The sequence below is a fragment of the Kocuria sp. BT304 genome, assembly GCF_003290245.1.
Classification (GTDB): domain Bacteria; phylum Actinomycetota; class Actinomycetes; order Actinomycetales; family Micrococcaceae; genus Kocuria; species Kocuria rhizophila_A.
This window is the reverse complement of the sequence record NZ_CP030039.1, coordinates 2,383,138-2,404,429: the sequence shown is the minus strand read 5'-3', so window position 1 is coordinate 2,404,429 and position 21,292 is coordinate 2,383,138. Positions and strand designations below refer to the sequence as shown.

Here is a 21,292-nt window from a genome sequence, read left to right as displayed (position 1 = left end):
CGAGACCGCCGCCCCCGCGCCGCTCACGGTGCGGGGGCGGCGTCGTCCCCGGGGCCGGAGAGGCCGATGGAACCGGCGGAGGACCAGGGCTCCCGGGCCCCGAGTCGGCAGTTCCGCGGTCCGCCGTGGGCGGCGTCGTTCTCCGGCTCGACGACGCCGCACGGCACCCGCCGCGGGCGGACGTCAGTCCTCGCGCTGGTAGCGGATCTGGGAGCCCACCACCGTGGCCTCCACCACGGTGTCCCGCACGGCCTCCGCGTCCACGGTGAAGATGTCCCGGTCCACGCACACGAAGTCCGCCAGCATCCCGGGGGCCAGGCAGCCCTTCTGGTTCTCCTCGTACGAGGCGCGGGCCACGGCGTGGGTGTAGTAGGAGACGGCTTCTGGGCGGGTGATGATCTCGTGCGGCTGCCACCCGCCCTGGGGGGAACCGTCCCGGGTGCGCGTGATGGCCGCGTGGATGCCGTGGAACGGGTTGGGATCCTCCACGGGGGCGTCGGAGCCGAAGACCAGCTCGGCCCCCGCCCGGCGGAGGCTGTTCCACCCGTAGGCCACGAGGTCCCGGTCCTCCAGGAACCCGTTGAGGGGGATGTCCGTGGTGCAGTGCATGGGCTGCAGGGAGGCCGTCACCTCCAGCTGCCGGAAGCGAGGGACGTCGCTGCGCTTGACGTACTGGGCGTGCTCGATCCGGTGGCGCAGTCCGAAGGCCCGGGAGATGGCCTGGTTCGCCGCAATGGCGTCAAGGGCCTCGGTGGCCGCCTGGTCCCCGATGGCGTGCACGGCGGCGGCGATCCCCGCTGAAGCCGCCCGGTGGATCCAGTGCTCCAGCTCCTCGGGCTCCATCACCGCCATTCCGTGGTCCTGGGTGCCGGGCCACGCCTCGGACATGTGGCACGTGTGCGAGCCCAGGGCACCGTCCGCGAAGAGCTTGAGCGGGCCCATGGAGATCCACTCGTCCCCGGAGTGGGTGCGGATCCCGCGCCGGATGAAGTCCTCGATCTGCTCCTGCCGCAGGATCTTGTGCACCCGGATGTCCAGCTCGCCGCGGTCGTGGAGCTTGCGGTAGGCGTGCAGGCAGTCCACGCCGTCGATGTCGTGGATGGAGGTGATGCCGCGCTTGAGCAGCTCGCGCTGGCCCAGAGGTAGGTAGCTGTCGATGCTGCCGGAGATGTCCGACTGCATCAGCCCGTCCCGGATGGGGATCGCAGCGGCCTCCCTGAGCACCCCGGTGAGCTCACCGTGCTCGTCCCGCTCGAACTCCCCGCCGTCCGGGTCCCTCACGGTGCGGTCCAGACCGAGGACCTGCAGGGCCTTGGAGTTCAGCCACAGGGTGTGCAGGTCCAGGGAGCTCAGGGCCACGGGGATGCCCGGCGCCACCGTGTCCAGCACGTGGCGGTCCGGGCGCTCGGGGCTCGTCCACGCATTGATGTTCCACTGCCCGCCGAAGACCCAGGTCACGGAGTCATCGGCCATGGCCTGGGCCACGTGCGGGCGCAGCACGGCCATGGCCTCGTCCAGGGACGTGCAGTTCCTCAGGTCCGGCTCGATGAGCGAGCGCGAGTACATGGCGGAGTGGATGTGCCCGTCGCCCATGCCGGGAAGGACATATGCTCCGCCGAGGTCGGTGCGCTCTGTGCCCAGCGGCGCGAGGTCCCGCAGCTGCCGGTACTCGCCCACCGCCACGATGCGGTCCTCGGACGTGAGAATCGCATCGGGGTGGGGCATGTCGTGGGAGTGCCACTGGCCCCGGGGCGTCCAGCCCGTGGCGGGGTTCATGGCGTGGACCGTGGCATTGTGGAACAGGCGGTGCATGGAACTCCTCGTGGTGCGCTGAACGCGGCGACGGCCCGACTTCCGCGGGTCGTCACGGACCACCCTACGACGCCGCCGCGCCGGGGTGCCCCTACATTCCCGGGCTCAGTTTGGCCCGGTCCACGATCACGTGGACCAGGGCGGGGACGCGCTGCTCGGTCACGGCGCGCACGGCCTCGGTGACGACGCGCTCGATGTCCTCGTTGCGCTCCAGGCGGGCACCGTGGGCGCCGTAGCCCCGCGCGATGGTGGCGAAGTCCGGGTTCTGCAGCTGCGTGCCGGAGATCCGCCCCGGGTAGTGGTTCTCCTGGTGGGCGCGGATGGTGCCGAACTGGCTGTTGTCCACCACCAGGATCAGCGGGTGCGCGCCGTACTGCACGGCCGTGGCCAGCTCCTGCATGTTCATGAGCAGCTCGCCGTCTCCCGACACCGAGAACACGAAGCGCTCCGGCTCCTGCAGGGACACGGCCACCGCGGCGGGCACGGAGTACCCCATGGTGCCGTTGCGCACCGAGAAGTGGCACGGGTACTGGTGCTTGGTCACGTAGCGCGCGCCCCACGCCGTGTGGTTGCCCGAGCCGGTGGTCATGGCGGCGTCCTCCGGCAGGTGCTTGATGAGCTCTTGCATCACGAGCTCCATGTCCGCGGTGCCCGGGGCGTTGTTGCCCGCGGTCTCCGGGATCCGCAGGTGCTCCTGCCGGGCCTGCGCGGCGGGGGCCAGCCACGCGGACCAGTCCGGGTGCTCGGCCAGCTCCAGGAACTCCACGGCCTCGCCGAAGGCCACGGGGGAGGCGAGGATCTGCCGGGTCACCGCCCCCGAGTGCTGGCGCAGGGAGGGGTCGATGTTGACGATCCAGTTCACGGCGGAGGGGTCCTGCCGCAGCGTGAAGCCGTCCGTGGGGATGTCCGAGAGGCTCGTGCCCACCACCAGCAGCACGTCCGCGTCCACGAGCACCCGCCGGGTGGCCTCCGTGCGGCCGTAGCCGAGCTCACCCACGTCCACCGGGGAGTCGTCGGGAATGCGGTCCCCCGCGCGCCAGTCCGAGATCACGGGGATCCCGTGGCGCTCGGCGAAGGCGGTGACCTGTCGGGAGGCCTCGGGCGTCCACCGGGGCCCGCCCAGCAGGATGGCGGGGCGCTCGGCGTGCTCGAGGGCGGAGGCGAGGTCCGCGAGGTCGGTGCCGCTGACCGCACCCTCCGTCACGGGCAGCGGCGGGACCACCGGGGCGTCCGTGAGCTGGGTGATGACGTCCTCGGGCAGGCCCACCACCACGGGCCCGGGGCGCCCGGATCGGGCGGCGAAGAACGCCTTGGCCACGTACTCCGAGGCGCGGTCCGCCTCGTCGAGGATCATCACGCGCTTGGCCTGGGACCCGAACCACTGGTGGGGGTCCAGCTCCTGGAAGGCCTCCTTGTCCCGGTGCCCCACGGGGATCAGCCCCACGAACAGCACCAGGGCAGTGGAGTCCTGCCACGCGAGGTGGATGCCCACGAACGCGTTGGAGGCACCCGGCCCGCGGGTCACCATGGCCACGCCCGGGCGTCCGGTCAGCTTGCCGTAGGCTTCGGCCATGTAGGTGACACCGCCCTCCTGGCGGCACACCACGTTCTGCACGCCGGACTCGTAGAGCCCGTCCAGCACGTCCAGGTAGCTCTCACCCGGCACGGTGAACACGCGGTCCACGCCGTGGGCCTTGAGGGACTCGACGATCAGGTGGCCGGCGGATTGCTGGGGCATGGGGATCTCCTGACTCCGGGTCGAGTGTGGCCCGGATCACCGTTCTGGGGCTTGTCCGGCGATCCTACCGCCGGGGCGTCACACGGAGCCGTGCACCACCTCGCCGCCGATCACCGTGGCGGTGACCCGCACGTCCTTGATGCGGGCGGGATCCACGGTGTGGATGTCCTCGGAGAGCACCACGAAGTCCGCGAGCATCCCGGGCACCAGCCGCCCCTTCTCGTGCTCCTGGTGGGAGGCGTGGGCACTGCCCACGGTGTAGGCGCGCACCGCCTCGGCCACGGTGACGCACTCCTGCGGGACGAACTGCGCGCCGGAGGAGGTGCGCCGGTTGACCATGTCGTGGATGTTGGCGATCGGCGGGTAGTCCACCACGGGGGCGTCCGTGGAGGCGGGGACCTCCATGCCGGCGTCGAGCAGCGACTTCATGCGGTAGCACAGCCGGGTGCGGTGCTCGCCCATGGCACGGGCGATGCCGTCCCCGAGCTCGTTCACGAACCGCCCCTGCGGCACGGGCACCACGCCGAGCCGTGCGGCGCGGGCCACCTGCTCGTCGCTGGCCACCCCGAAGTGCTCGATGCGGTGGCGGCAGTCCTCGCGGGGGGCCCGACGCTGGGCGTCCTCGATGGCATCCAGGGCCACGTCCACCGCGCCGTCGCCGATCGCGTGGACGGCCAGCTGCCAGCCGTTCTCGTGCGCGGCCACCAGGCGGCGTCGGAGCCAGTCCTGCGGGAACTGCAGGTAGCCGGTGTTGTGGGTCCCGGCCTCGGCGTCCGCGGCGTAGTCCTCGGTCATGTACGCGGAGCGCCCGATCAGCGAGCCGTCCGAGAGCACCTTGACCGCGCCGATGCGCAGCCGCTCGTCGCCCAGCCCGGTGCGCAGCCCGAGGTCCAGCCCGAACGGCTGGCCGTCCTCGGGCAGCGCACGCGCCACGGTGGCCCCGGTGGGGTCCACCGGGTGCAGCGTGGTGAGGTACGGCATCACGGTGGCCCGCACCGCGAGCCGCCCCCGGTCCCGGGCCAGCTGGTAGGCGGCCAGGTCCGTGACGCACTGGCCCAGGTGCTCCGGGGCGCCCAGCCCCGGTTCGGTCACGGACGTGATCCCGGCGGCCACGGCGACGTCGCTCGCGGCCGCAATCTGCTCCGCCACCTGCTCGGTGGTCTTGGCGGGCATCGCGGCCGAGACGATGGACCGGGCGGTCTCCTCGAGCAGGCCCAGGGCGGCGCCGTCGTCGTCCAGCGGCACGCTGCCGCCCTCGGGGACCGTGAACCCGGTGCGCCCGGGGTAGCCGGCGGCCTCGAAGGCCGCGGTGTTGACCACGGCCATGTGCCGCGAGTTGTGCCACAGCCACACGGGGTTCTCGGGGGACACCGCGTCCAGCGCCTCGGCCGTGGGGTGGGCCCCGCCCAGGTGGTTCTGGTCGTAGCCCTGTCCCATGACCCACTTACCGGGTTCGGCCTCCTGCGCGGCGGCCCCCACGGCGTCGAGCAGCTCGTCCATCGTGGCCACCGTGACCGGCCGCAGGTCCACCTGCAGCAGGGACTCGCCGAGGGCGCTCAGGTGGCAGTGGGCGTCGTGGAAGCCCGGGACCACGGTGGCCCCGTGCAGGTCCACCACCCGCGAGAAGACGTCCGAGGGAAGTTCGTCGTCCACGCTCACCACGCGCCCCCCGTGCACCCCCAGGGCGCCCACCACGGGGTGCCGAGGATCCTGCGTATGGATGCTGCCGTTGGTGTAGATGACGTCGAGTGCCATGGTGGCGCCGTCCTCGTGGTCGCGGTCCCGGACCGCGGGTGCCGTGCTCCGGCGATCCGCGCGGGCCGGTCCGGGACCCGCGGCGGCTCCCGCCATCGTCCCCCGGCACCGTGTCCCGTGTCACGCCCGGCCCACCGGGGCGCTCCTGCGGCACGGCGACGACGCCGCACGGTCGCCGTCCGCGCGCGCGTGAGGCGGGCGGCGTCGTCCTCCTGTGCCCCGCCGCGCGCCCGGACGGACTCGCGGGTGTCGGAACGGCGACGGGGCGGGCGCCCGCCACGGCCCTCTCGCGGTGGGGCCTGTCGTAGCGGGAGCCCGTCACGACGGCGCGCTGTCGCCCCGGGCGGGCGGTGTGACGCTAACCTCATGGGCAACGCCGTGCGTCGCCGCCGCCGTCACCGGGAGTCGCCCGCGCTCCCGCCGTCGCGGACGCACTCGCCCTCGAACCCCAGGAGAACGCCATGCCGTTCGATCCCCAGGCGCCGGCCACCGGCCCCATGCCCGTCTACCAGGAGAGGGGTGACCAGGGGTACAAGAAGTCCCTGGGCAACTTCCAGATCCAGATGATCGGCATCGGCGGTGCGATCGGCGTGGGCCTGTTCCTCGGCATCGGCGGGCGCCTCGCCGTGGCCGGGCCCGCGCTGATCCTGTCCTACCTGGTGGTCTCCGCCGTGGTCTACCTGCTCATGCGGGCCCTGGGCGAGCTCGTGATCCACCGGCCCACCACGGGCGCCTGGGTGTCCTACGCGCGGGAGTTCGTGAGCGACCGCTTCGCGTTCATGACCGGGTGGATCTACGTGGCGCTCTCCGCCGTGGCCGGCGTGGGGGAGATCGCGGCGCTCGCGGTCTACGTGCAGTTCTGGTGGCCCGAGATCCCGGGGTGGATCCCCTCGCTCGTGGCGGCCATGGTGATCGTGGGCTGCAACCTGCTGAGCGTGAAGCTCTACGGGTTCATCGAGACGTGGGCCGCGGCCATCAAGGTGGTGGCCATCCTGCTGTTCCTGGGCGCCGGGATCATCCTGGTGGTCGCCGGGGACATCTTCAACGCCCCCACCGCGGCCAGCGTGTCCAACCTGTGGAACCAGGGCTTCGCGACCCACGGCGTGATGGTGCTGGTGGTCGTGATGACCGGCGTGGTGTTCTCCTTCTCCGCGATCGAGATCGTGGGCGTCTCCGCCGGTGAGGCCAAGGACCCCGAGGAGTCCATGCCCAAGGCCATCAACTCCGTGGTGCTGCGCATTGCCATCTTCTACATCGGCTCCATCCTGGTGCTGTCCATGCTGCTGCCCACGGACGAGTACTCGGGGGAGGAGTCGCCGTTCGTGACCGCGCTGTCCTCCCTGAACATCCCGGCGCTCGCGGGGATCATGAACTTCGTGGTGCTCACGGCGGCCGTGTCCGGCGTCAACGCCACCCTGTACGCGTGCGTGCGGCTGCTGCGCAACCTGGCCGCGCACGGCCAGGCACCCGCGATCATGTCCACGGTCTCCCACCGCGGCGTGCCCTCCGGCGCGCTGGTCTGCATCTTCGGCTTCGACCTCGTGGGCATCGTGATGATCTACGCCCTGGGCGCCGCGGACGCGTTCGAAGTGGTGCTCAGCGCGTGCTCCGTGTTCATCCTCTTCGGCTGGATCTCGATCTTCGTGTCCCACCTGGGCTACCGGCGCCAGGTGGCGCGGGGCCAGGTGCAGCCCGTGCACTTCAAGATGCCCGGGGCACCGGTCACCAACTACGTGTGCCTCACGTTCCTGGTGGTGCTGTCCCTGTACATCATGTTCGACTTCTCCAACCCCCACTGGTACTTCAGCCTCCTGGCCGGCGTGCTGATCCTGGTGGCCACCAACGTGGGCTACGAGATCTCCAAGCGCCACGTGGCCAGGCACGGCCTGCCCGAGCTGAAGACCACGGGAACCGACGACCACGAGGACGCCGAGCCCGCGCAGACCGAGGGGCGCTGAGCGGCGTCGTCCTCCGGGCCGGGCACGGACGCCCGGGTGCGCCCGCGTGCCACGCGCCCCGGGCGTCGGCCGAACGCGGGCGCTGCCGCTAGGGTGGGGCACCGTATGAAACCCCGAGGCCGACACCGGAGGAAACCATGGACACCGTGAACAACCTGCCGTCCGCAACCGTGGACGAGATCCCCGAGGGCGCCCCGGTGCTCGACGTGCGCGAGCAGAACGAGTGGGATGCCGGGCACATCGAGGGCGCGCAGCACCTGCCGCTGTCGCAGCTCGCCGAGCGCGCCGAGGAGGTGCCCCTGGACCAGGACGTCTACGTGATCTGCCGCTCCGGCGGGCGCTCGCTGCGCGCCACCGCCTACCTCGCGCAGTACGGCTACGACCCCGTGAACGTGCTCGGCGGGATGGGTGCGTGGGCGGACGCCGGCAAGCCGATCGTCTCCGAGACCGGCGAAACGGCGCGCGTTCTGTGAATGCGGCGCACGCCGGCGTGGCCCCGGGTCCGGTGGACCCGGGGCCACGCCCCCTCCGGTACGCGTTCCTGGGCCCGGAGGGCACGTTCACCGAGGCTGCGTTGTTGCGTGTCCCCGGGGCCGACGCCGCCTCGCGGACTCCCGTGAACTCGGTGCCCGCCGCGCTGGGCGCGGTCCGCGAGGGCCGCATGGACGCCGCGGTGGTGCCCATCGAGAACTCGGTCGAGGGCGGGGTCACCGCCACCCTGGACGCCGTGTCGTTCGGTGCGGAGCTGCGGATCCTGCGCGAGATCCTGGTGCCCATCCAGTTCGTGCTCGTGGCGCCGGAGGCCACCTCCCTGGCGGACGTGTCCACCGTGTCCACCCACAGCCACGCGTGGGCGCAGGTGCGCGGCTGGGTCGAGGAGAACCTGCCCGGCGTGGCCTACGTGCCCGCCGCCTCCACCGCGGCCTCCGCCGTGGCCATGCTCGACGGATACGGCGGCGTGAGCACCGAGGGGCTGGGCTACGACGCCGCGGTGTGCTCCCCGGTGGTCGTCCAGCGCCACCCCGAGCTCACGGTGCTGGCCGAGGACATCGGGGACAACAAGCAGGCGGTCACGCGCTTCGTGCTCGTCGCCCGTCCGGACGCCCCCATGCCCGCGCCCACGGGAGCGGACAAGACCTCCCTGGTGGTGCCCCTGTGGGAGGACCGCCCCGGCGCGCTGCTCGACATCCTCGAGCAGTTCGCCACCCGCGGCGTGAACCTGACCCGCATCGAGTCCCGCCCCACCAAGACCCACCTGGGCGACTACTTCTTCTCCGTGGACATCGACGGCCACATCCATGACGCCCGCGTGGCCGAGGCCCTCATGGGCGTCCGCAGGATCTGCCCCCGCACCCGGTTCCTCGGCTCCTATCCCCGCGCCGACGAGCGCGCGGTCCCCGTGGCCACCCACCACAGTGACGCCGCATTCATCCAGGCCCGTTCGTGGGTCGACAACCTGAAAGGACAGTGACGTCCATGGACATCGAGGGCTGGAGCCAGACCCTGACGGCAGGACCGCTGCTGCTCATCGCCGCAGCCGCCATCGCGGTGCTGCTGGTGCTCATCATCAAACTGCGGGTCCACGCCTTCCTGGCGCTGATCATCGTCTCCGCCCTCACGGCGTTCGCCACGGGGATCCCCACCGACCAGGTGGTGCCCGTGATGCTCGACGGGTTCGGCAAGACCCTGGCCAGCGTGGCCCTGCTCGTGGGTCTCGGCGCGATGCTCGGGCGCCTGCTCGAGACCTCCGGCGGGGCACAGGTGCTCGCGGACCGGCTGATCCGGGCGTTCGGGGAGAAGCGCGCGCCGCTGGCCCTGGGCGTGGCCTCGCTGCTGTTCGGCTTCCCCATCTTCTTCGACGCCGGTCTGGTGGTCATGCTGCCCGTGGTCTTCTCGGTCGCGCGGCGTCTGGGCGGCAGCGTGCTCACGTACGCACTGCCCGCCGTGGGCGCGTTCTCCGTGATGCACGTGTTCCTGCCGCCGCACCCGGGTCCCGTCACCGCGGCCACGTTCTTCGAGGCCAACGTGGGCTACATCATCCTGGTGGGCCTGATCTGTGCGATCCCCGCGTGGTACGTGTCCTCCTACCTGTTCGGCAAGGTGGCCGGGCGCCGGATCTCCCTGCCCGTGCCCACCATCCTGGGTGAGGCCGAGGACGTGCGGAACCCGCCGAAGGTGGGGACCGTGGTGGCCATGCTGCTGCTGCCCATGGTGCTGATCTTCCTCAACACCGGGCTGGGAACCCTCGCGAAGTCCGGGGCGGTGTCTCAGGAGACCGCGTCCCAGACGTGGTTCCAGCTGCTGCGCTCCCTCGGCGAGACCCCGATTGCGCTGACCATCACGCTGATCGTGGCCGCGTTGTGCATCGGCCGGGCCCGCGGGCTCAGCGGCACCGCGATCGAGAAGACGTTCGACTCCGCGCTGGGCCCCGTGTGCTCGGTCATCCTCATCACCGGCGCCGGTGGGATGTTTGGCGGCGTGCTGCGCACCTCCGGGATCGGTGCGGCCCTCGAGGACGTGCTCGCGGACCTGGGGATCCCCGTGATCCTGGCCGGCTTCCTGATCGCCGCCGTGATGCGCGTGGCGCAGGGCTCGGCCACCGTGGCCCTGACCACCGCGGCGGGGCTGATCTCTCCCGCCGTGCTCGCGGGCGACTACAACGGCGTGCAGCTCGCGGCCATGGTCGTGGCCGTGGCCGCCGGTTCCGTGGTGCTCTCCCACGTCAACGACTCCGGGTTCTGGCTCGTGGGCCGGTTCCTGGAGATGGACGTGCGCACCACGTTCAAGACCTGGACGGTGCTCGAGACGATCATCGGCGTGGTGGGTTTCGCCCTGGCTGCTGTGGTCTTCGGGGTGGCCGGCGTCGCCTGACGCGGGTCCCCCGGACGATCGCGCACCGGGCGGGCGCCCGCGGCCTCAGCCGTGGGTGCCAGCCCGGTGCGCGTCCACGTCGTCCGCCTGGGACGGCGGCACGCGCACCTTCAGGGAGCGGTGGTGGATGGTGGTCTCGAACGCCTGGACGCTGCCGAGCGGGTCCCCGTCCACCTCGGACTCGATGGGCTCGTGGAACTCCACGCGCACGGACTTGCCGCTGTAGTAGTTGATCACGGGCGGTTCGTGGCGGTGCTGCAGCACCACCTTCGCGGCCATCCGCAGCCACCCCACCGCGGAACGGGGTGTCATCACCACGAGGTCCAGGAAGCCGTCGTCGAGCCGGGCCTTCGGCGCCAGGACGATCCCGGCGGTGAGCTCACCGCAGTTGCACACCATCACCGAGCGCACGAGACGCGAGACCCACGGCCCGCCGTCCACGGAGAAGCGCGCCCAGCGGGGCCCGCTGAATAGGTTGCGCGCCCCGGCCTCCGCGTACGCGGCCCAGCCCACGAGGTCCTTGAGGTCGTCCTTGGTGTCGGCCATGATCTGGGCGTCGAAGCCCGCGCCGCCCATCACCAGGAACCGGTGGTCCTCGCTGCGCCCGTCCGGGGTCTCGAGGTGCATGCCCACGGTGTCGATGGCCTTCTCCGAGCCGAACAGCGCCACGTCCACCGAGTGGTGCGGGTCCGCGAGGTCCGCCTGCAGGTTGCGGGCCAGCAGGTTCCCGGTGCCCAGCGGCAGCAGCCCGAGGGGGATCTCGCCCCCGGCCAGGGACGCGCCCACCGCGCGGATGGTGCCGTCCCCGCCCGCGGCGAGCACCACGTCCGCGCCCATGTCCACGGCCCGGCGGGCCATCGAGAACCCGGGGTCGTCGGCCTCGGTCTCGAAGATCACGGGATCGGCCCACCCGGCCTTGCGGCACGCGATGATCACGGCATCCTGGGCGAGCTCCGCGAGGGCCTTGGTGGGATTGACGACGACGGCCACGCGCTGGGGCGTCCGGGGCAGTTCCGGCACGGCTCCCTTTCCTGGATCGGTTGAAAGGCGGCTGGAGATGGGCTCAAGTGTACGGTCACCGGGTGCGCGGGCGCCGTCGGGACGCTGTATCGCGCCCCCGGGCATCCGTTGGATACCCTGGACGCGTGATCGACATCAATGAGCTGCGCGCCGACCCTGACACGTACCGAGCCTCCCAGACCGCCCGCGGGGCGGACGCCGGGCTCGTGGACCGCATCCTCGAGGCGGACTCCCGGCGCCGCAGCGCGATCACCGACTTCGAGTCCCTGCGGGCCGAGCAGAACGCGTTCGGCAAGAAGGTGGCCAGGGCCCAGGGCGAGGAGAAGCAGCAGCTGCTCGCGCAGGTCAAGCAGCTGGCGGCGGACGTGAAGGCCGCCCAGGCCGCCGCGGACGAGGCCCAGGCCACGCAGCAGCAGCTCGTGACGCAGTTCCCCAACCTGATCGTGGAGGGCATCCCCGCCGGCGGCGAGGACGACTTCGTCCAGCTGCGCACCGAGGGCACCCCCCGGGACTTCGCGGCGGAGGGCTTCGAGCCGCGCGACCACCTGGAGCTCGGCGAGCTGCTGGACGGCATCGACATGGAGCGCGGTGCCAAGGTCTCCGGCTCGCGGTTCTACTTCCTCAAGCGGGACGTCGCCCGGCTGGAGACGGCGCTGCTGATGGCCGCGCAGGACCTCGCGCTGGACAACGGCTTCATCCCCATGACCACGCCCAACCTGGTGCGCCCGGGCATCATGAACGGCACCGGTTTCGACGTGGAGCACGACGACGAGATCTACCGCGTGGGCAAGGACGACCTCTACCTCGTGGGCACCTCCGAGGTGGCCCTGGCCGGCTACCACTCGGACGAGATCCTGGACCTCTCCGGCGGGCCGCTGCGCTACGCCGGGTGGTCCTCGTGCTACCGCCGCGAGGCCGGTTCCGCGGGCAAGGACACCCGCGGGATCATCCGCGTGCACCAGTTCAACAAGCTGGAGATGTTCGTCTACTGCCACCCCGAGGACGCCGCCGCGGAGCACGAACGGCTGCTCGCGTGGGAGGAGCAGATGCTGCAGGCGTGCGGGCTCGCCTACCGGGTGATCGACACCGCCGCCGGGGACCTCGGCACCTCCGCCGCCCGCAAGTTCGACTGCGAGGCGTGGATCCCCACCCAGGGCAAGTACCGCGAGCTGACCTCCACGTCCAACTGCACCACGTACCAGGCACGCCGCCTCAACATCCGCGAGCGGCTGCCCGAGACCACGGACGCCCACGGGAAGGTCAAGAAGGGCGGCACGCGCGCCGTTGCCACCCTCAACGGCACCCTGGCCACCACCCGCTGGCTCGTGGCCCTGCTCGAGACCCACCAGCAGGCCGACGGCTCCGTGACGGTTCCCGAGCTCCTGCGCCCGTACCTGCGCGGGCAGGAGGTCCTGCGTCCGGTCGCCTGACCGGCGCACAGGCCCTCCGCCGATGACGCCGCCCGCCCACCGTGCCCGCGCGCGGCGAGCGGGCGGCGTCGTGCGTGACGGGATGAGCGTCCTGGTGCGCGCCGCAGGCCGGCCACCACGGCGGAGGGGCCGTGAGGTGCGCCGGCCGGAGACGGTGACGTGGCCGCGAGCCCAGCGCCGGCCGCCGGGGTGGGGCAGCCCCCTGCTGCGCCGTCACCGGTCGACACGGGACTTCACCCTCGCGTCACCCGGGCGTCCACCCGCGGACATGCCCCCATGGTCATGTGACACCATGACTGTCATGACTGAGACTCAGGCCGGCACCGACGACCGGCGCACCGACGACCGCGCGACGAGCGCCGCGGACGCCTTCGCGCCCATGAAGATCCAGACCCCCCGCTCCAGCTCGTGGACCAGGGAGGAGGGCGTACGGTACCTCGTGGCGCTGGACGTGGACGGCACGCTCGTGGACCACGACGGCCACATGTCCCGCGGCGTCAAGGACGCCCTGCGCGCCGTGGTGGGCGCCGGGCACCACGTGGTGATCTCCACCGGGCGCTCCATGGGCGCCACCCTGCCCGTGATCCGCCAGGGGCACATCGACTCCGGCTTCGCCGTGTGCTCCAACGGCGGCGTGACCCTGCGGCTGGACCCGCAGCTGGAGGAGCACTACGAGGTCACGGACCGCGTGAGCTTCGACCCCGCCCACGCCCTGCGGGCCCTGGCCAGCAAGCTGCCCACCGCCAAGTTCGCCCTCGAGGGCGCGGACGGGCGCTTCTACTCCACCGAGCGTTTCCAGGACGCGTCCTTCGGCATCGAGGCCGTGGGCGTGGACATCCACGAGCTCGCGCAGATCCCGGCGGTGCGCCTGGTGGTCTACAGCGCCACGGACGCCCCCGGGGACTTCGCGGACGCCATCGAGCAGGCCGGTCTGCACGGCGTCGCCTACTCCGTGGGGTGGTCCTCGTGGCTGGACGTGGCCGCGAACGGCGTGTCCAAGGCCAGCGCCCTGGAGCGGATCCGCCAGCACCTGGACGTGGACCCCGCCCACACGGTGGCCATGGGGGACGGGCGCAACGACATCGAGATGCTGCAGTGGGCCGCGCGCGGGGTGGCCATGGGCCAGGCCCCGGACGAGGTGGCCGAGGTCAGCCGCGAGGTCACGGGCAGTGTGTACGAGGACGGCGCGGCGGCCGTGCTGCGCACCCTGCTCTGAGCCGCGCGCGGCACCTCCCGGTGAAAACGCATCGACCTGGGATACTGGCACCGTGTTCGTCCTGACCCTGACCCAGCGCGTGCCGGGCGCATCCCGCCCGGATCCCGAGACGGACCGCGAGGTGTGCCGGCGTCTCGCCGCCCTGCCCACGCGGGCACCGTTCCAGCCCTCGGGTCCCGGCATCGTCCGGGGCCTCACGGAGGACCCGCAGGCCGCGGTGGACGCCGCGATGACCGGGCTGCGGAACAGCGCCTACGCCGTGGGGATCGGGGTGGGGGACGTCCACCTCACGCGCGTGGACCAGCCGGACGGCCGCGTGGCCGTCACGGCGGAGGGCCCGGGCATGGGCTTCGGGCACGACGCTGCCCAGCACACCCGCAGCTCCGAGCGCGTGGCCGTGCGCGTGAGCGCGGCGGACGCCGAGGCCGCGGCCCAGGCGGAGGCCGTGCTGCGGATCGTGGGCCACATCGTGGCCGTGCGCAGCGAGGCCGAGTGGCGGGTGGTGGACCTCATGGTCCCGGGTGCCCGCGGCCAGCAGAGGACGGTGGCGCAGCAGCTGGGCATCACACCCCAGGCGGTGTCCAAGGCCGTGGTGCGCTCCCTGTGGAACGAGGAGTGGCGGGCCCGCCCCGCGGCCGCCACCCTGCTGCGGCTGTGCGCGCCCGAGGACCCGCTGGGCCTCTAGACCGGCCGCCTCCCGGGTGCGGGGCACCCGCGCTCACCACCACGTGTCCACTGCGAAGCCCGCGGCCTCGAGGTGTGCCCGCAGCACGGGCAGGCACTCCGTGGGCAGCCGCAGGGAACCGGGCACGTCCCGGGCGTCGAAGTAGCCCGTGAGCCACGTGAAGGCGGGGTGCTCCTCGGCCAGTGACTCGCAGCGTGCCACCACCTCCGCGGTGTACTGCTCCGGGGCGAAGATCCAGAAGGACTCCACGTCGGTCAGCTGGAACAGCCCGATGCCCCGGTGCCCGGGGGTCCCGGACCGGGTGGCCGCTCCGGGCGGTGGCGCCGGGGCGGCCTCGCCCCACGCCTGGGACGGGCTGCGCACCCAGCCGCCGGAGGCCGCGGGCCCGAGAGCGGGCGCCAGGGGGTCCAGCTCCCAGCGCGGTGCCGCGGCGAGCCACTCCGGGACCTCCGGGGGGTACAGCGGGGCGTGGGGGGCCTCGGGCCAGCGGTCCCGCCACGTGGCCCAGGCGCCGGCCTGGACCCGGTCCCAGAACTCCTCGGCCCCGAGGTCCACGGACACCTCCGCCACGGTGCTGCTGGGCCGTGCCCACGTGGCCGGCGCCTGCTCCCCGGGCAGCTGCACGGACTCCGCGGTGAAGGGCCGGGAGGCGATGTCCGGGTGGAGGGAGGGTGTGGGTGCCGGTGCTGCCCCGGCCGCCGAGAGCAGCGCGCGAACCCCGTCCGTGAGCCGCTCCGGGCCGAGCACCTGGGTGGACGCGGTGCCGTGGAAGACGTACACACGCTCGTCAGCACCGTGCTGCGGATCGAACACGGACACCACCTCCCGGACGGACGGACGTGCGGTGGGGCGAGCACCGCGGGAACACCGAGCCCGAGGACCGGGCGACCCGCGCGCTGCGCGGCACCCCGGCCACCGGAGCGAGACCATCCCACCACGGCCCGGCGACACGCATAAGCGGCGGGACGACGAGGTCCCCGCCGCCGGAACGCACCGGCTGCGGGGACCTCTGCGGGACGGGGGAGGGACTCAGTCGTCCTGCTCCGCCTCCGCGGCGTTGTCGTACTGGGACTGCTGGAAGCGCTGCTGCGCCTCCACGATCAGGCGCTCGGCGGTCTCCTTGCCCTCCCAGCCCTCACCCTTGACCCACTTGTTGGGTTCGAGGTCCTTGTAGCGCTCGAAGAAGTGCTGGATCTCCTTCTGCAGGAACTCGTTGACGTCCTCGAGGCCCTGGATCCCGTCGTAGCGCTTGTCCGTGGACACGCACAGCACCTTGGCGTCCCCGCCGGCCTCGTCCGTCATGTTGAACACCGCGATCGGGCGCGCCTCGACGATCACGCCGGGCATGATGTCCACGTCCATGATGACCATGGCGTCCAGGGGGTCGCCGTCCTCGCCCAGGGTGTCCTCGAAGTAGCCGTAGTGCGTGGGGTACTGCATGGAGGTGAAGAGCACGCGGTCCAGGCGGATCCGGCCGGTCTCGTGGTCGATCTCGTACTTCACGCGGGAACCGCGGGGGATCTCGATGGTGACGTCCAGCTCCATGGTGACACTCCTTGAATCGTGGTGAGGTGGGCCGGGCACGGCGTTCACCCGGCGCCCACGGCCACCACCGGGTCCCGGCGGCGTCCGTGAGGGCAGATGCTCCCACGATACCGGCCGCGCCCTCCGCGGTCCCAGCGGGCCGGGGCTGAGCGTTGTCCCCGTCAGACCCGTGCAGGACAATGGGGCCCATGCCGGCCACCTCGTCACGTCCCCGCGCCGCGCGCCGCGGTCCGGTGCTGCTGTGCGTGCTGCTGGCTCTCGCGCTCGTGGCCTCCGCGGCGCTCGCGGTCCCCGCCCTGGCCGGTGAGCTGCGCCCCGTCGCGCAGTGGCGAGCGGCGCACGAGGAGCTCGCGGAGGGGTCCGGCGCCGCGGACCACGACGCCGCCGCGGGGCCAGGCGCGGGCGGCACCCCCGAGTCGGGAGACAGCGCCGACGAGGGCGCGCGCACCGGTGCCGAGGACGGCTCGGACCGCGGCGCGGACCCGGTCCCCGGCAGCGCGGGCAGCCCCGCGGCGTCGTCGTCCGGCGCCGTCTCCGCGCAGGGTCTCCAGCGGGCGCTGGACGCCGGGCTCGAGGGAGCCCCCGGCGTGGTCACCGCCGCGGTGGGGGAGCTGGGAGCCGACGGCCCGGTGGCGGGGCGGGAGCAGGCCCGCCCCGTGGTGCCCGCCTCGAACCAGAAGCTGCTGAGTGCCCTGGCGGTGGCCGAGCACGTGGGGGCCCAGGACCGGCTGGTGACCACCGTGGTGAGCGGCGGGCCCGGGGCGCTGACCCTGGTGGCGGGGGGAGACACGATGCTCGCCCCGGGGCAGGGGGACCCCGCGGCGGTCAACGGCCACGCGGGACTCGGGACCCTGGCCCGGCGCACCGCGCGGGCGCTCGAGCAGCGCTCGCCGGACGGGGTGCCCGGTGCCGTGGAGGTCACGGTGGACACGAGTCTGTTCGCCGGCCCGGACCTGAACCCGGCGTGGGAGAAGGAGGACGTCGCCTCGGGGGAGATCTCCCGGGTTGCACCCATCGCGCTGTACTCCCACCGGGTGCCCGCCGCGGACGGCACCGATCCCGGGGACCGTGGGCGGCGGCCCGCGGACCCCGCGGGCGAGGCCCTCGCAGAGTTCTCCCGGCAGCTGCAGAAGGAGCTGGGCGACGCCGCGGTCACCGCGCGGGGGACCGCCCGGGCACCCGAGGGGGCCACCGAGCTCGCACGGGTGGAGTCCGCCCCGGTGCACGAGCAGAGCGCCTACATGCTCGCGCACTCGGACAACTCCCTCGCCGAGACCCTCACCCGGGTCGCGGCGGCACGCTCCGGACGGGAGGCGAGCGTGGCAGGGGTCCAGGACCTGCTGCCGGCCGCGCTGCGCGAGCACGGGATCGACACCTCCGGGCTGCGGGTGCTGGACGCGAGCGGCATGGCACCGGGCAACCGGGTCACGGCCGCCACACTCGCCCGGGCCGTGGACACGCTGCTCACGGAACCGCGGTTCGGCCCGTACGGGCGCGGGCTGCCCGTGGCCGGTGGCACCGGAACCCTCGCGGAGCGTTTCGACGACCCCGCGGAGCAGCCTGCCCGAGGGGTGGCCCGGGCCAAGACCGGCACGCTGCTGGACGTGGTGGCGCTCAGCGGGTACGTGCAGCGGGAGGACGGGGCCGTGCTCGTCTACGCGGTGGTGCTCAACGGCGTCACGGGGCACACCGCCCGGGCCAAGGACCGCGTGGACCGCACGGTCGCGGAGCTCACCCGGAGCCGGTGAGCGGTCCACGGCACCCGGGGTGACCCCGAGCGTGGCCCTTCTGTGCGGGTCGGAGCGGTGTGGTTGAGTGTGCCCATGAGCCGAGAACTGACCCGCCGTTCGCTGGTCGACTGGGATGCCGCCGCGCAGATCGCCGCGAAGGTCACGCCCCCGGGGCCCACCCCTGAGCCCCGCGAGATCTCCAGGGCGGTGGAGTCCCTGCGCTACTTCGCCCACGAGTCCGTGCACCACGTGCACGTCATCACCGGGCTGGACGCCGCGGAGAACCTGCGTGACTCCACCGTGCTGGTGGTGGACCGTGCGGGGTGGGCCAAGGCCAACACCCAGACCTTCTCCGTGCTGATGCAGCCGGTGTTCGACCGGCTGAGCGCGAAGGACCCCGCCAAGTTCGCCGCCGCGCAGCGCGGGATCGCCCCCACGGCCACGGCCGCGGAGATAGGGGCCCTGGTGGGCTTCCTGTCCTCCAAGGTGCTCGGGCAGTACGACCCCTACGCCGGGCTCGTCTCCGAGCGGGCCGCCCGCAGCCACCCCGGGGGGCGCCTGATGTTCGTGGCCCCCAACGTGCTGTGGACCGAGCGGGAGCTCAACGTGGTCCCCGAGGACTTCCGGCTGTGGGTGTGCCTGCACGAGCAGACGCACCGCGTGCAGTTCGCCGCGGCCCCGTGGCTGCGGGACCACATGCTCGAGCAGATCTCCCGGCTGGGCTCCCTGGACGCCGGCGCCTGGCAGCGGCTGCGCGCCGTGGGGGCCTCCCTCGCCGGGCGCTCCAGGGACCCCCGCCCGGACGCCGGGCTGGGACCCCTCACCCACCTGCTCACGGACGAGGAGCGCGCCACCCTCTCCCACGTGACCGCCGTGATGTCCCTGCTGGAGGGCCACGCGAACGCCGTGATGGACGCCGTGGACGCCAGCATCGTGCCCACGGTCAAGACTATCCGCCGCCGCTTCGACGCGCGCTCCTCGACCCACGGGGCGCTGGACCGGATGGTCCGCTCCCTGCTGGGCATGGACGCCAAGATGCGCCAGTACAGCAACGGGCAGAAGTTCGTGGAGCACGTGGTGGAGCGTGTGGGCATGGAGAGCTTCAACACGGTGTGGAGCTCCCCGCAGACCCTGCCCACGGAGGCCGAGATCCACGACCCCGAGGCCTGGGTGCGGCGCGTGCTCGGCTGAGCCGCCCCCCCGGCACCCGGCCCGACTTCAGATCGGTGTGCCAAGATGACCCCGTGAGCTCTGAAAACATCAACCAGCAGATCCGGCTGTACGGTCAACCGCTGTCGGAGCGCTTCGGCGCCGTGGTGGGGGCCTACGGCATCACCCAGCGCAGGCTGGCCCAGGTGCTGGGGCTCTCCGCGCCCATGCTCTCGCAGCTCATCAGCGGCCGACGCATCAAGATCGGCAACCCGGCCGTCTACGAACGCCTGGTCATGCTCGAGGACAGCGCGGGCTCCTCGGACCTCGAGGCCGTCCTGAGCCGCGTGGAGGCTTCGCAGCCGGTGCTTTCCACGTCCCAGATCCGCACCGGCATCACCACGGACACGGACGCCGTGACCGCACTGGCCTCGGTGGTCCCCACGGGGGAGCTGGAGCGCGCCCTGGTGATGCTCGGGGAGAACACCCCCGTGCTCTCCAAGGTGCTGGCCATGGCCGAGGAGTGCGCCCAGCGCAAGAGCGCCTCGCAGGGCTGAGCCGGTGCAGCGAGGACGCAGTGGCCGCCTGAACCCGACCGTCGCCCGGGTGCGGCGTGCGGTGCGGCGCACACTGGATCCGGTGCTCGACGCCGACCGCTCCCGTGGTGAGGCCCCGCCCCTGGTGCTGCTCGGCTGCAGCGGGGGAGCGGACTCGCTCGCGCTCGCGGCGGCCGCGGCCCACCTGCAGCGCCACGGCACGTGCCGCGTGGGGGCGGTGGTGGTGGACCACCAGCTGCAGGACGGCTCGGGGGAGGTTGCCCACCGCGCCGCCCAGACCCTGCGGGGGCTGGGGCTGGACCCGGTCCACGTGGAGCGCGTGCACGTGACCCGCCGCGGCACCGGCCCGGAGATGGCCGCCCGGCTCGCCCGCTACGAGGCCTTCCGTTCGGTGGTCGCCCGCACGGGCGCCGCCGCCGTGCTGCTCGGCCACACCCGCGACGACCAGGCCGAGACGGTGCTGCTCGGGCTGACCCGCGGCTCCGGCACGCGCTCGCTGTCCGGGATGCCCGAGCGCCGCGTCGAGGACGGTGTGCTCTACCTGCGCCCGCTGCTCAACGTCACCCGTGCGGAGACCGAGACGGTGTGCGCCGCCGAGGGCCTGGAGCCCTGGCTCGATCCCAGCAACGCGGACACCGCGCTGACCCGCTCCCGGATCCGCCACGAGGTGCTGCCCCACCTGGAGGCCCAGCTCGGACCCGGCGTCGGCAGGGCCCTGGCCCGCACGGCGTCGGTGCTCGGCGCGGACGCGGACTATCTCGAGGAGCAGGCCGCGGCCGCCTACGACGCCGCCCTGCTGGCTCCGAGCCGTGCGGAACCGGAGCACGCGGTGGTGCTGGACGGCGCGGTGCTGCAGGCCACCCCGGCGGCCCTGCGGCGTCGTGTGCTGGCCCGGGCGTGCGTGGCCGCGGGCGGGGAGACGCCCACGTTCGAGCGGCTGGGAGCGCTGGAGGACTTCGCCCTCGGCCACGGCGAGGCCGGGCCCGTGCAGCTGGCGGGTAAGGTGTCAGCGTGGCGGCACCGCCCGGACGCGGACCGTGCGCGGGGGTGCCTGGAGCTGCGCGGAGAGCCCAGCCCGGCGCCCCAGCAGAGAACCACCACCCAGAACAACCCCGGGAGTGCCCAGTGAAGGCCGAACACGTCCACGAGGATCTGAGCAGCATCCTGTTCACCAAGGAGCAGATCGCCGAGAAAGTCCGCGAGCTCGCGCAGCAGATCGACCGCGACTACGAGGGCCGGGACGTGCTGCTCGTGGGCGTGCTCAAGGGCGCCGTGCCCGTGATGGCGGACCTGATGCGCGAGCTGCAGGGCCAGTACCCCATGGACTGGATGGCGGTGTCCTCCTACGGCTCCGGAACCAAGTCCTCCGGCGTGGTGCGGATCCTCAAGGACCTGGACACGGACCTGCACGGCAAGGACGTGCTGATCGTGGAGGACGTGATCGACTCCGGCCTCACCCTCTCCTGGCTGCGCACCAACCTGGAGTCGCGCGGCACGCGCTCCGTGGAGATCTGCGCGCTGCTGCGCAAGCCCGAGGCCATGAAGACCGACATCGACGTCCGCTACGTGGGATGGGACATCCCCAACGAGTTCGTGGTGGGCTACGGGCTGGACTTCGCGGAGCAGTACCGCAACCTGGACTGCATCGCCACCCTGGCCCCGCACGTCTACCAGTGAGCCGGGCGCGCCGCCGCGCGTGACCCGGCCACCCAGGCCCCGCCACCGCAGCTCCCAGCCCGCACCGGGCGGGCCCGTGTACCGTGGCCGGTCCGTGTGCGCTGTGAAAGAACGGGCGGCGCACGAGGCGCTGCGGCGCCGCACGAAGC

General features: G+C 72.8%; 18 protein-coding genes. 12 read left to right on the top strand and 6 right to left on the bottom strand.

What is annotated here, in order from left to right; all coding sequences use genetic code 11:
- Positions 1-183: 183 nt before the first annotated feature.
- From DNL27_RS10550 to DNL27_RS10540, 3 genes are all read right to left on the bottom strand, one after another.
- Positions 184-1,812, bottom strand: a complete 1,629-nt coding sequence (locus tag DNL27_RS10550) for an amidohydrolase (RefSeq protein ID WP_012399014.1) — start codon at positions 1,810-1,812, stop codon at positions 184-186.
- A 91-nt stretch (positions 1,813-1,903) separates the two neighbouring features.
- Complete coding sequence (locus tag DNL27_RS10545; protein WP_012399013.1) at positions 1,904-3,550, bottom strand: thiamine pyrophosphate-dependent enzyme; 1,647 nt, start codon at positions 3,548-3,550, stop codon at positions 1,904-1,906.
- A gap of 78 nt (positions 3,551-3,628) precedes the next feature.
- Entirely contained in the window at positions 3,629-5,305 is a 1,677-nt protein-coding gene (locus DNL27_RS10540) for an amidohydrolase (RefSeq protein ID WP_012399012.1), read from the bottom strand.
- A gap of 461 nt (positions 5,306-5,766) precedes the next feature.
- Here DNL27_RS10540 and DNL27_RS10535 point away from each other — a divergent pair, with 461 nt between their 5' ends.
- From DNL27_RS10535 to DNL27_RS10520, 4 genes are all read left to right on the top strand, one after another.
- Positions 5,767-7,263: an amino acid permease gene (locus tag DNL27_RS10535; RefSeq protein ID WP_112235508.1), complete on the top strand. Its 1,497-nt coding sequence runs from the start codon at positions 5,767-5,769 to the stop codon at positions 7,261-7,263.
- Positions 7,264-7,400: 137 nt separating this feature from the next.
- Positions 7,401-7,736 (top strand): rhodanese-like domain-containing protein, encoded by a 336-nt coding sequence (locus tag DNL27_RS10530; protein ID WP_012399010.1) that lies wholly within the window; start codon positions 7,401-7,403, stop codon positions 7,734-7,736.
- Entirely contained in the window at positions 7,733-8,734 is a 1,002-nt protein-coding gene (pheA, locus tag DNL27_RS10525; protein ID WP_112235507.1) for a prephenate dehydratase, read from the top strand. Before DNL27_RS10530 ends, pheA begins: the two co-directional genes overlap by 4 nt.
- Positions 8,735-8,739: 5 nt before the next feature.
- Positions 8,740-10,134: a GntP family permease gene (locus DNL27_RS10520; protein WP_112235827.1), complete on the top strand. Its 1,395-nt coding sequence runs from the start codon at positions 8,740-8,742 to the stop codon at positions 10,132-10,134.
- Between the two features lie 45 nt (positions 10,135-10,179).
- On the opposite strand, the gene DNL27_RS10515 is transcribed toward DNL27_RS10520, so the two are convergent.
- Positions 10,180-11,154: a diacylglycerol kinase family protein gene (locus DNL27_RS10515; RefSeq protein ID WP_012399007.1), complete on the bottom strand. Its 975-nt coding sequence runs from the start codon at positions 11,152-11,154 to the stop codon at positions 10,180-10,182.
- Positions 11,155-11,279: 125 nt separating this feature from the next.
- Here DNL27_RS10515 and serS point away from each other — a divergent pair, with 125 nt between their 5' ends.
- The 3 genes from serS to DNL27_RS10500 all read left to right on the top strand — a co-directional run bounded on the left by serS (position 11,280) and on the right by DNL27_RS10500 (position 14,485).
- Entirely contained in the window at positions 11,280-12,584 is a 1,305-nt protein-coding gene (gene serS, locus DNL27_RS10510; protein WP_012399006.1) for a serine--tRNA ligase, read from the top strand.
- Positions 12,585-12,885: 301 nt separating this feature from the next.
- Positions 12,886-13,800, top strand: a complete 915-nt coding sequence (locus tag DNL27_RS10505; protein WP_112235506.1) for an HAD family hydrolase — start codon at positions 12,886-12,888, stop codon at positions 13,798-13,800.
- 52 nt (positions 13,801-13,852) lie between these two features.
- Positions 13,853-14,485, top strand: a complete 633-nt coding sequence (locus tag DNL27_RS10500; protein ID WP_112235505.1) for a hypothetical protein — start codon at positions 13,853-13,855, stop codon at positions 14,483-14,485.
- Between the two features lie 33 nt (positions 14,486-14,518).
- Here the strand turns inward: DNL27_RS10500 and DNL27_RS10495 are convergent, their stop codons facing one another.
- Entirely contained in the window at positions 14,519-15,298 is a 780-nt protein-coding gene (locus tag DNL27_RS10495; RefSeq protein WP_226905836.1) for a hypothetical protein, read from the bottom strand.
- A gap of 216 nt (positions 15,299-15,514) precedes the next feature.
- Positions 15,515-16,030 (bottom strand): inorganic diphosphatase, encoded by a 516-nt coding sequence (locus DNL27_RS10490; protein ID WP_012399002.1) that lies wholly within the window; start codon positions 16,028-16,030, stop codon positions 15,515-15,517.
- A gap of 188 nt (positions 16,031-16,218) precedes the next feature.
- Between DNL27_RS10490 and dacB the strand changes: the two genes are divergently transcribed.
- From dacB to hpt, 5 genes are all read left to right on the top strand, one after another.
- Positions 16,219-17,778 carry a D-alanyl-D-alanine carboxypeptidase/D-alanyl-D-alanine-endopeptidase gene (gene dacB / locus DNL27_RS10485; protein WP_239494346.1) on the top strand — a complete coding sequence of 520 codons (1,560 nt, stop codon included), beginning with the start codon at positions 16,219-16,221 and terminating at the stop codon, positions 17,776-17,778.
- 75 nt (positions 17,779-17,853) lie between these two features.
- Positions 17,854-18,951, top strand: a complete 1,098-nt coding sequence (locus DNL27_RS10480; RefSeq protein ID WP_112235503.1) for a zinc-dependent metalloprotease — start codon at positions 17,854-17,856, stop codon at positions 18,949-18,951.
- Between the two features lie 53 nt (positions 18,952-19,004).
- A complete protein-coding gene (locus DNL27_RS10475) occupies positions 19,005-19,466 on the top strand; it encodes a DNA-binding protein (protein ID WP_204360289.1) in 462 nt (153 codons plus the stop codon).
- A gap of 4 nt (positions 19,467-19,470) precedes the next feature.
- Positions 19,471-20,595: a tRNA lysidine(34) synthetase TilS gene (gene tilS / locus DNL27_RS10470; RefSeq protein ID WP_370447101.1), complete on the top strand. Its 1,125-nt coding sequence runs from the start codon at positions 19,471-19,473 to the stop codon at positions 20,593-20,595.
- Positions 20,592-21,143: a hypoxanthine phosphoribosyltransferase gene (gene hpt / locus DNL27_RS10465; protein ID WP_012398997.1), complete on the top strand. Its 552-nt coding sequence runs from the start codon at positions 20,592-20,594 to the stop codon at positions 21,141-21,143. Before tilS ends, hpt begins: the two co-directional genes overlap by 4 nt.
- Positions 21,144-21,292 lie beyond the last annotated feature (149 nt).

Coding starts and splice junctions, on each gene's coding strand:
- dacB (WP_239494346.1), top strand. CDS start 16,219: ATGCCGGCCACCTCGTCACGTCCCCGCGCCGCGCGCCGCGGTCCGGTG.
- DNL27_RS10545 (WP_012399013.1), bottom strand. CDS start 3,550: ATGCCCCAGCAATCCGCCGGCCACCTGATCGTCGAGTCCCTCAAGGCC.
- DNL27_RS10530 (WP_012399010.1), top strand. CDS start 7,401: ATGGACACCGTGAACAACCTGCCGTCCGCAACCGTGGACGAGATCCCC.
- DNL27_RS10480 (WP_112235503.1), top strand. CDS start 17,854: ATGAGCCGAGAACTGACCCGCCGTTCGCTGGTCGACTGGGATGCCGCC.
- DNL27_RS10520 (WP_112235827.1), top strand. CDS start 8,740: ATGGACATCGAGGGCTGGAGCCAGACCCTGACGGCAGGACCGCTGCTG.
- DNL27_RS10550 (WP_012399014.1), bottom strand. CDS start 1,812: ATGCACCGCCTGTTCCACAATGCCACGGTCCACGCCATGAACCCCGCC.
- DNL27_RS10490 (WP_012399002.1), bottom strand. CDS start 16,030: ATGGAGCTGGACGTCACCATCGAGATCCCCCGCGGTTCCCGCGTGAAG.
- DNL27_RS10540 (WP_012399012.1), bottom strand. CDS start 5,305: ATGGCACTCGACGTCATCTACACCAACGGCAGCATCCATACGCAGGAT.
- DNL27_RS10535 (WP_112235508.1), top strand. CDS start 5,767: ATGCCGTTCGATCCCCAGGCGCCGGCCACCGGCCCCATGCCCGTCTAC.
- DNL27_RS10505 (WP_112235506.1), top strand. CDS start 12,886: ATGACTGAGACTCAGGCCGGCACCGACGACCGGCGCACCGACGACCGC.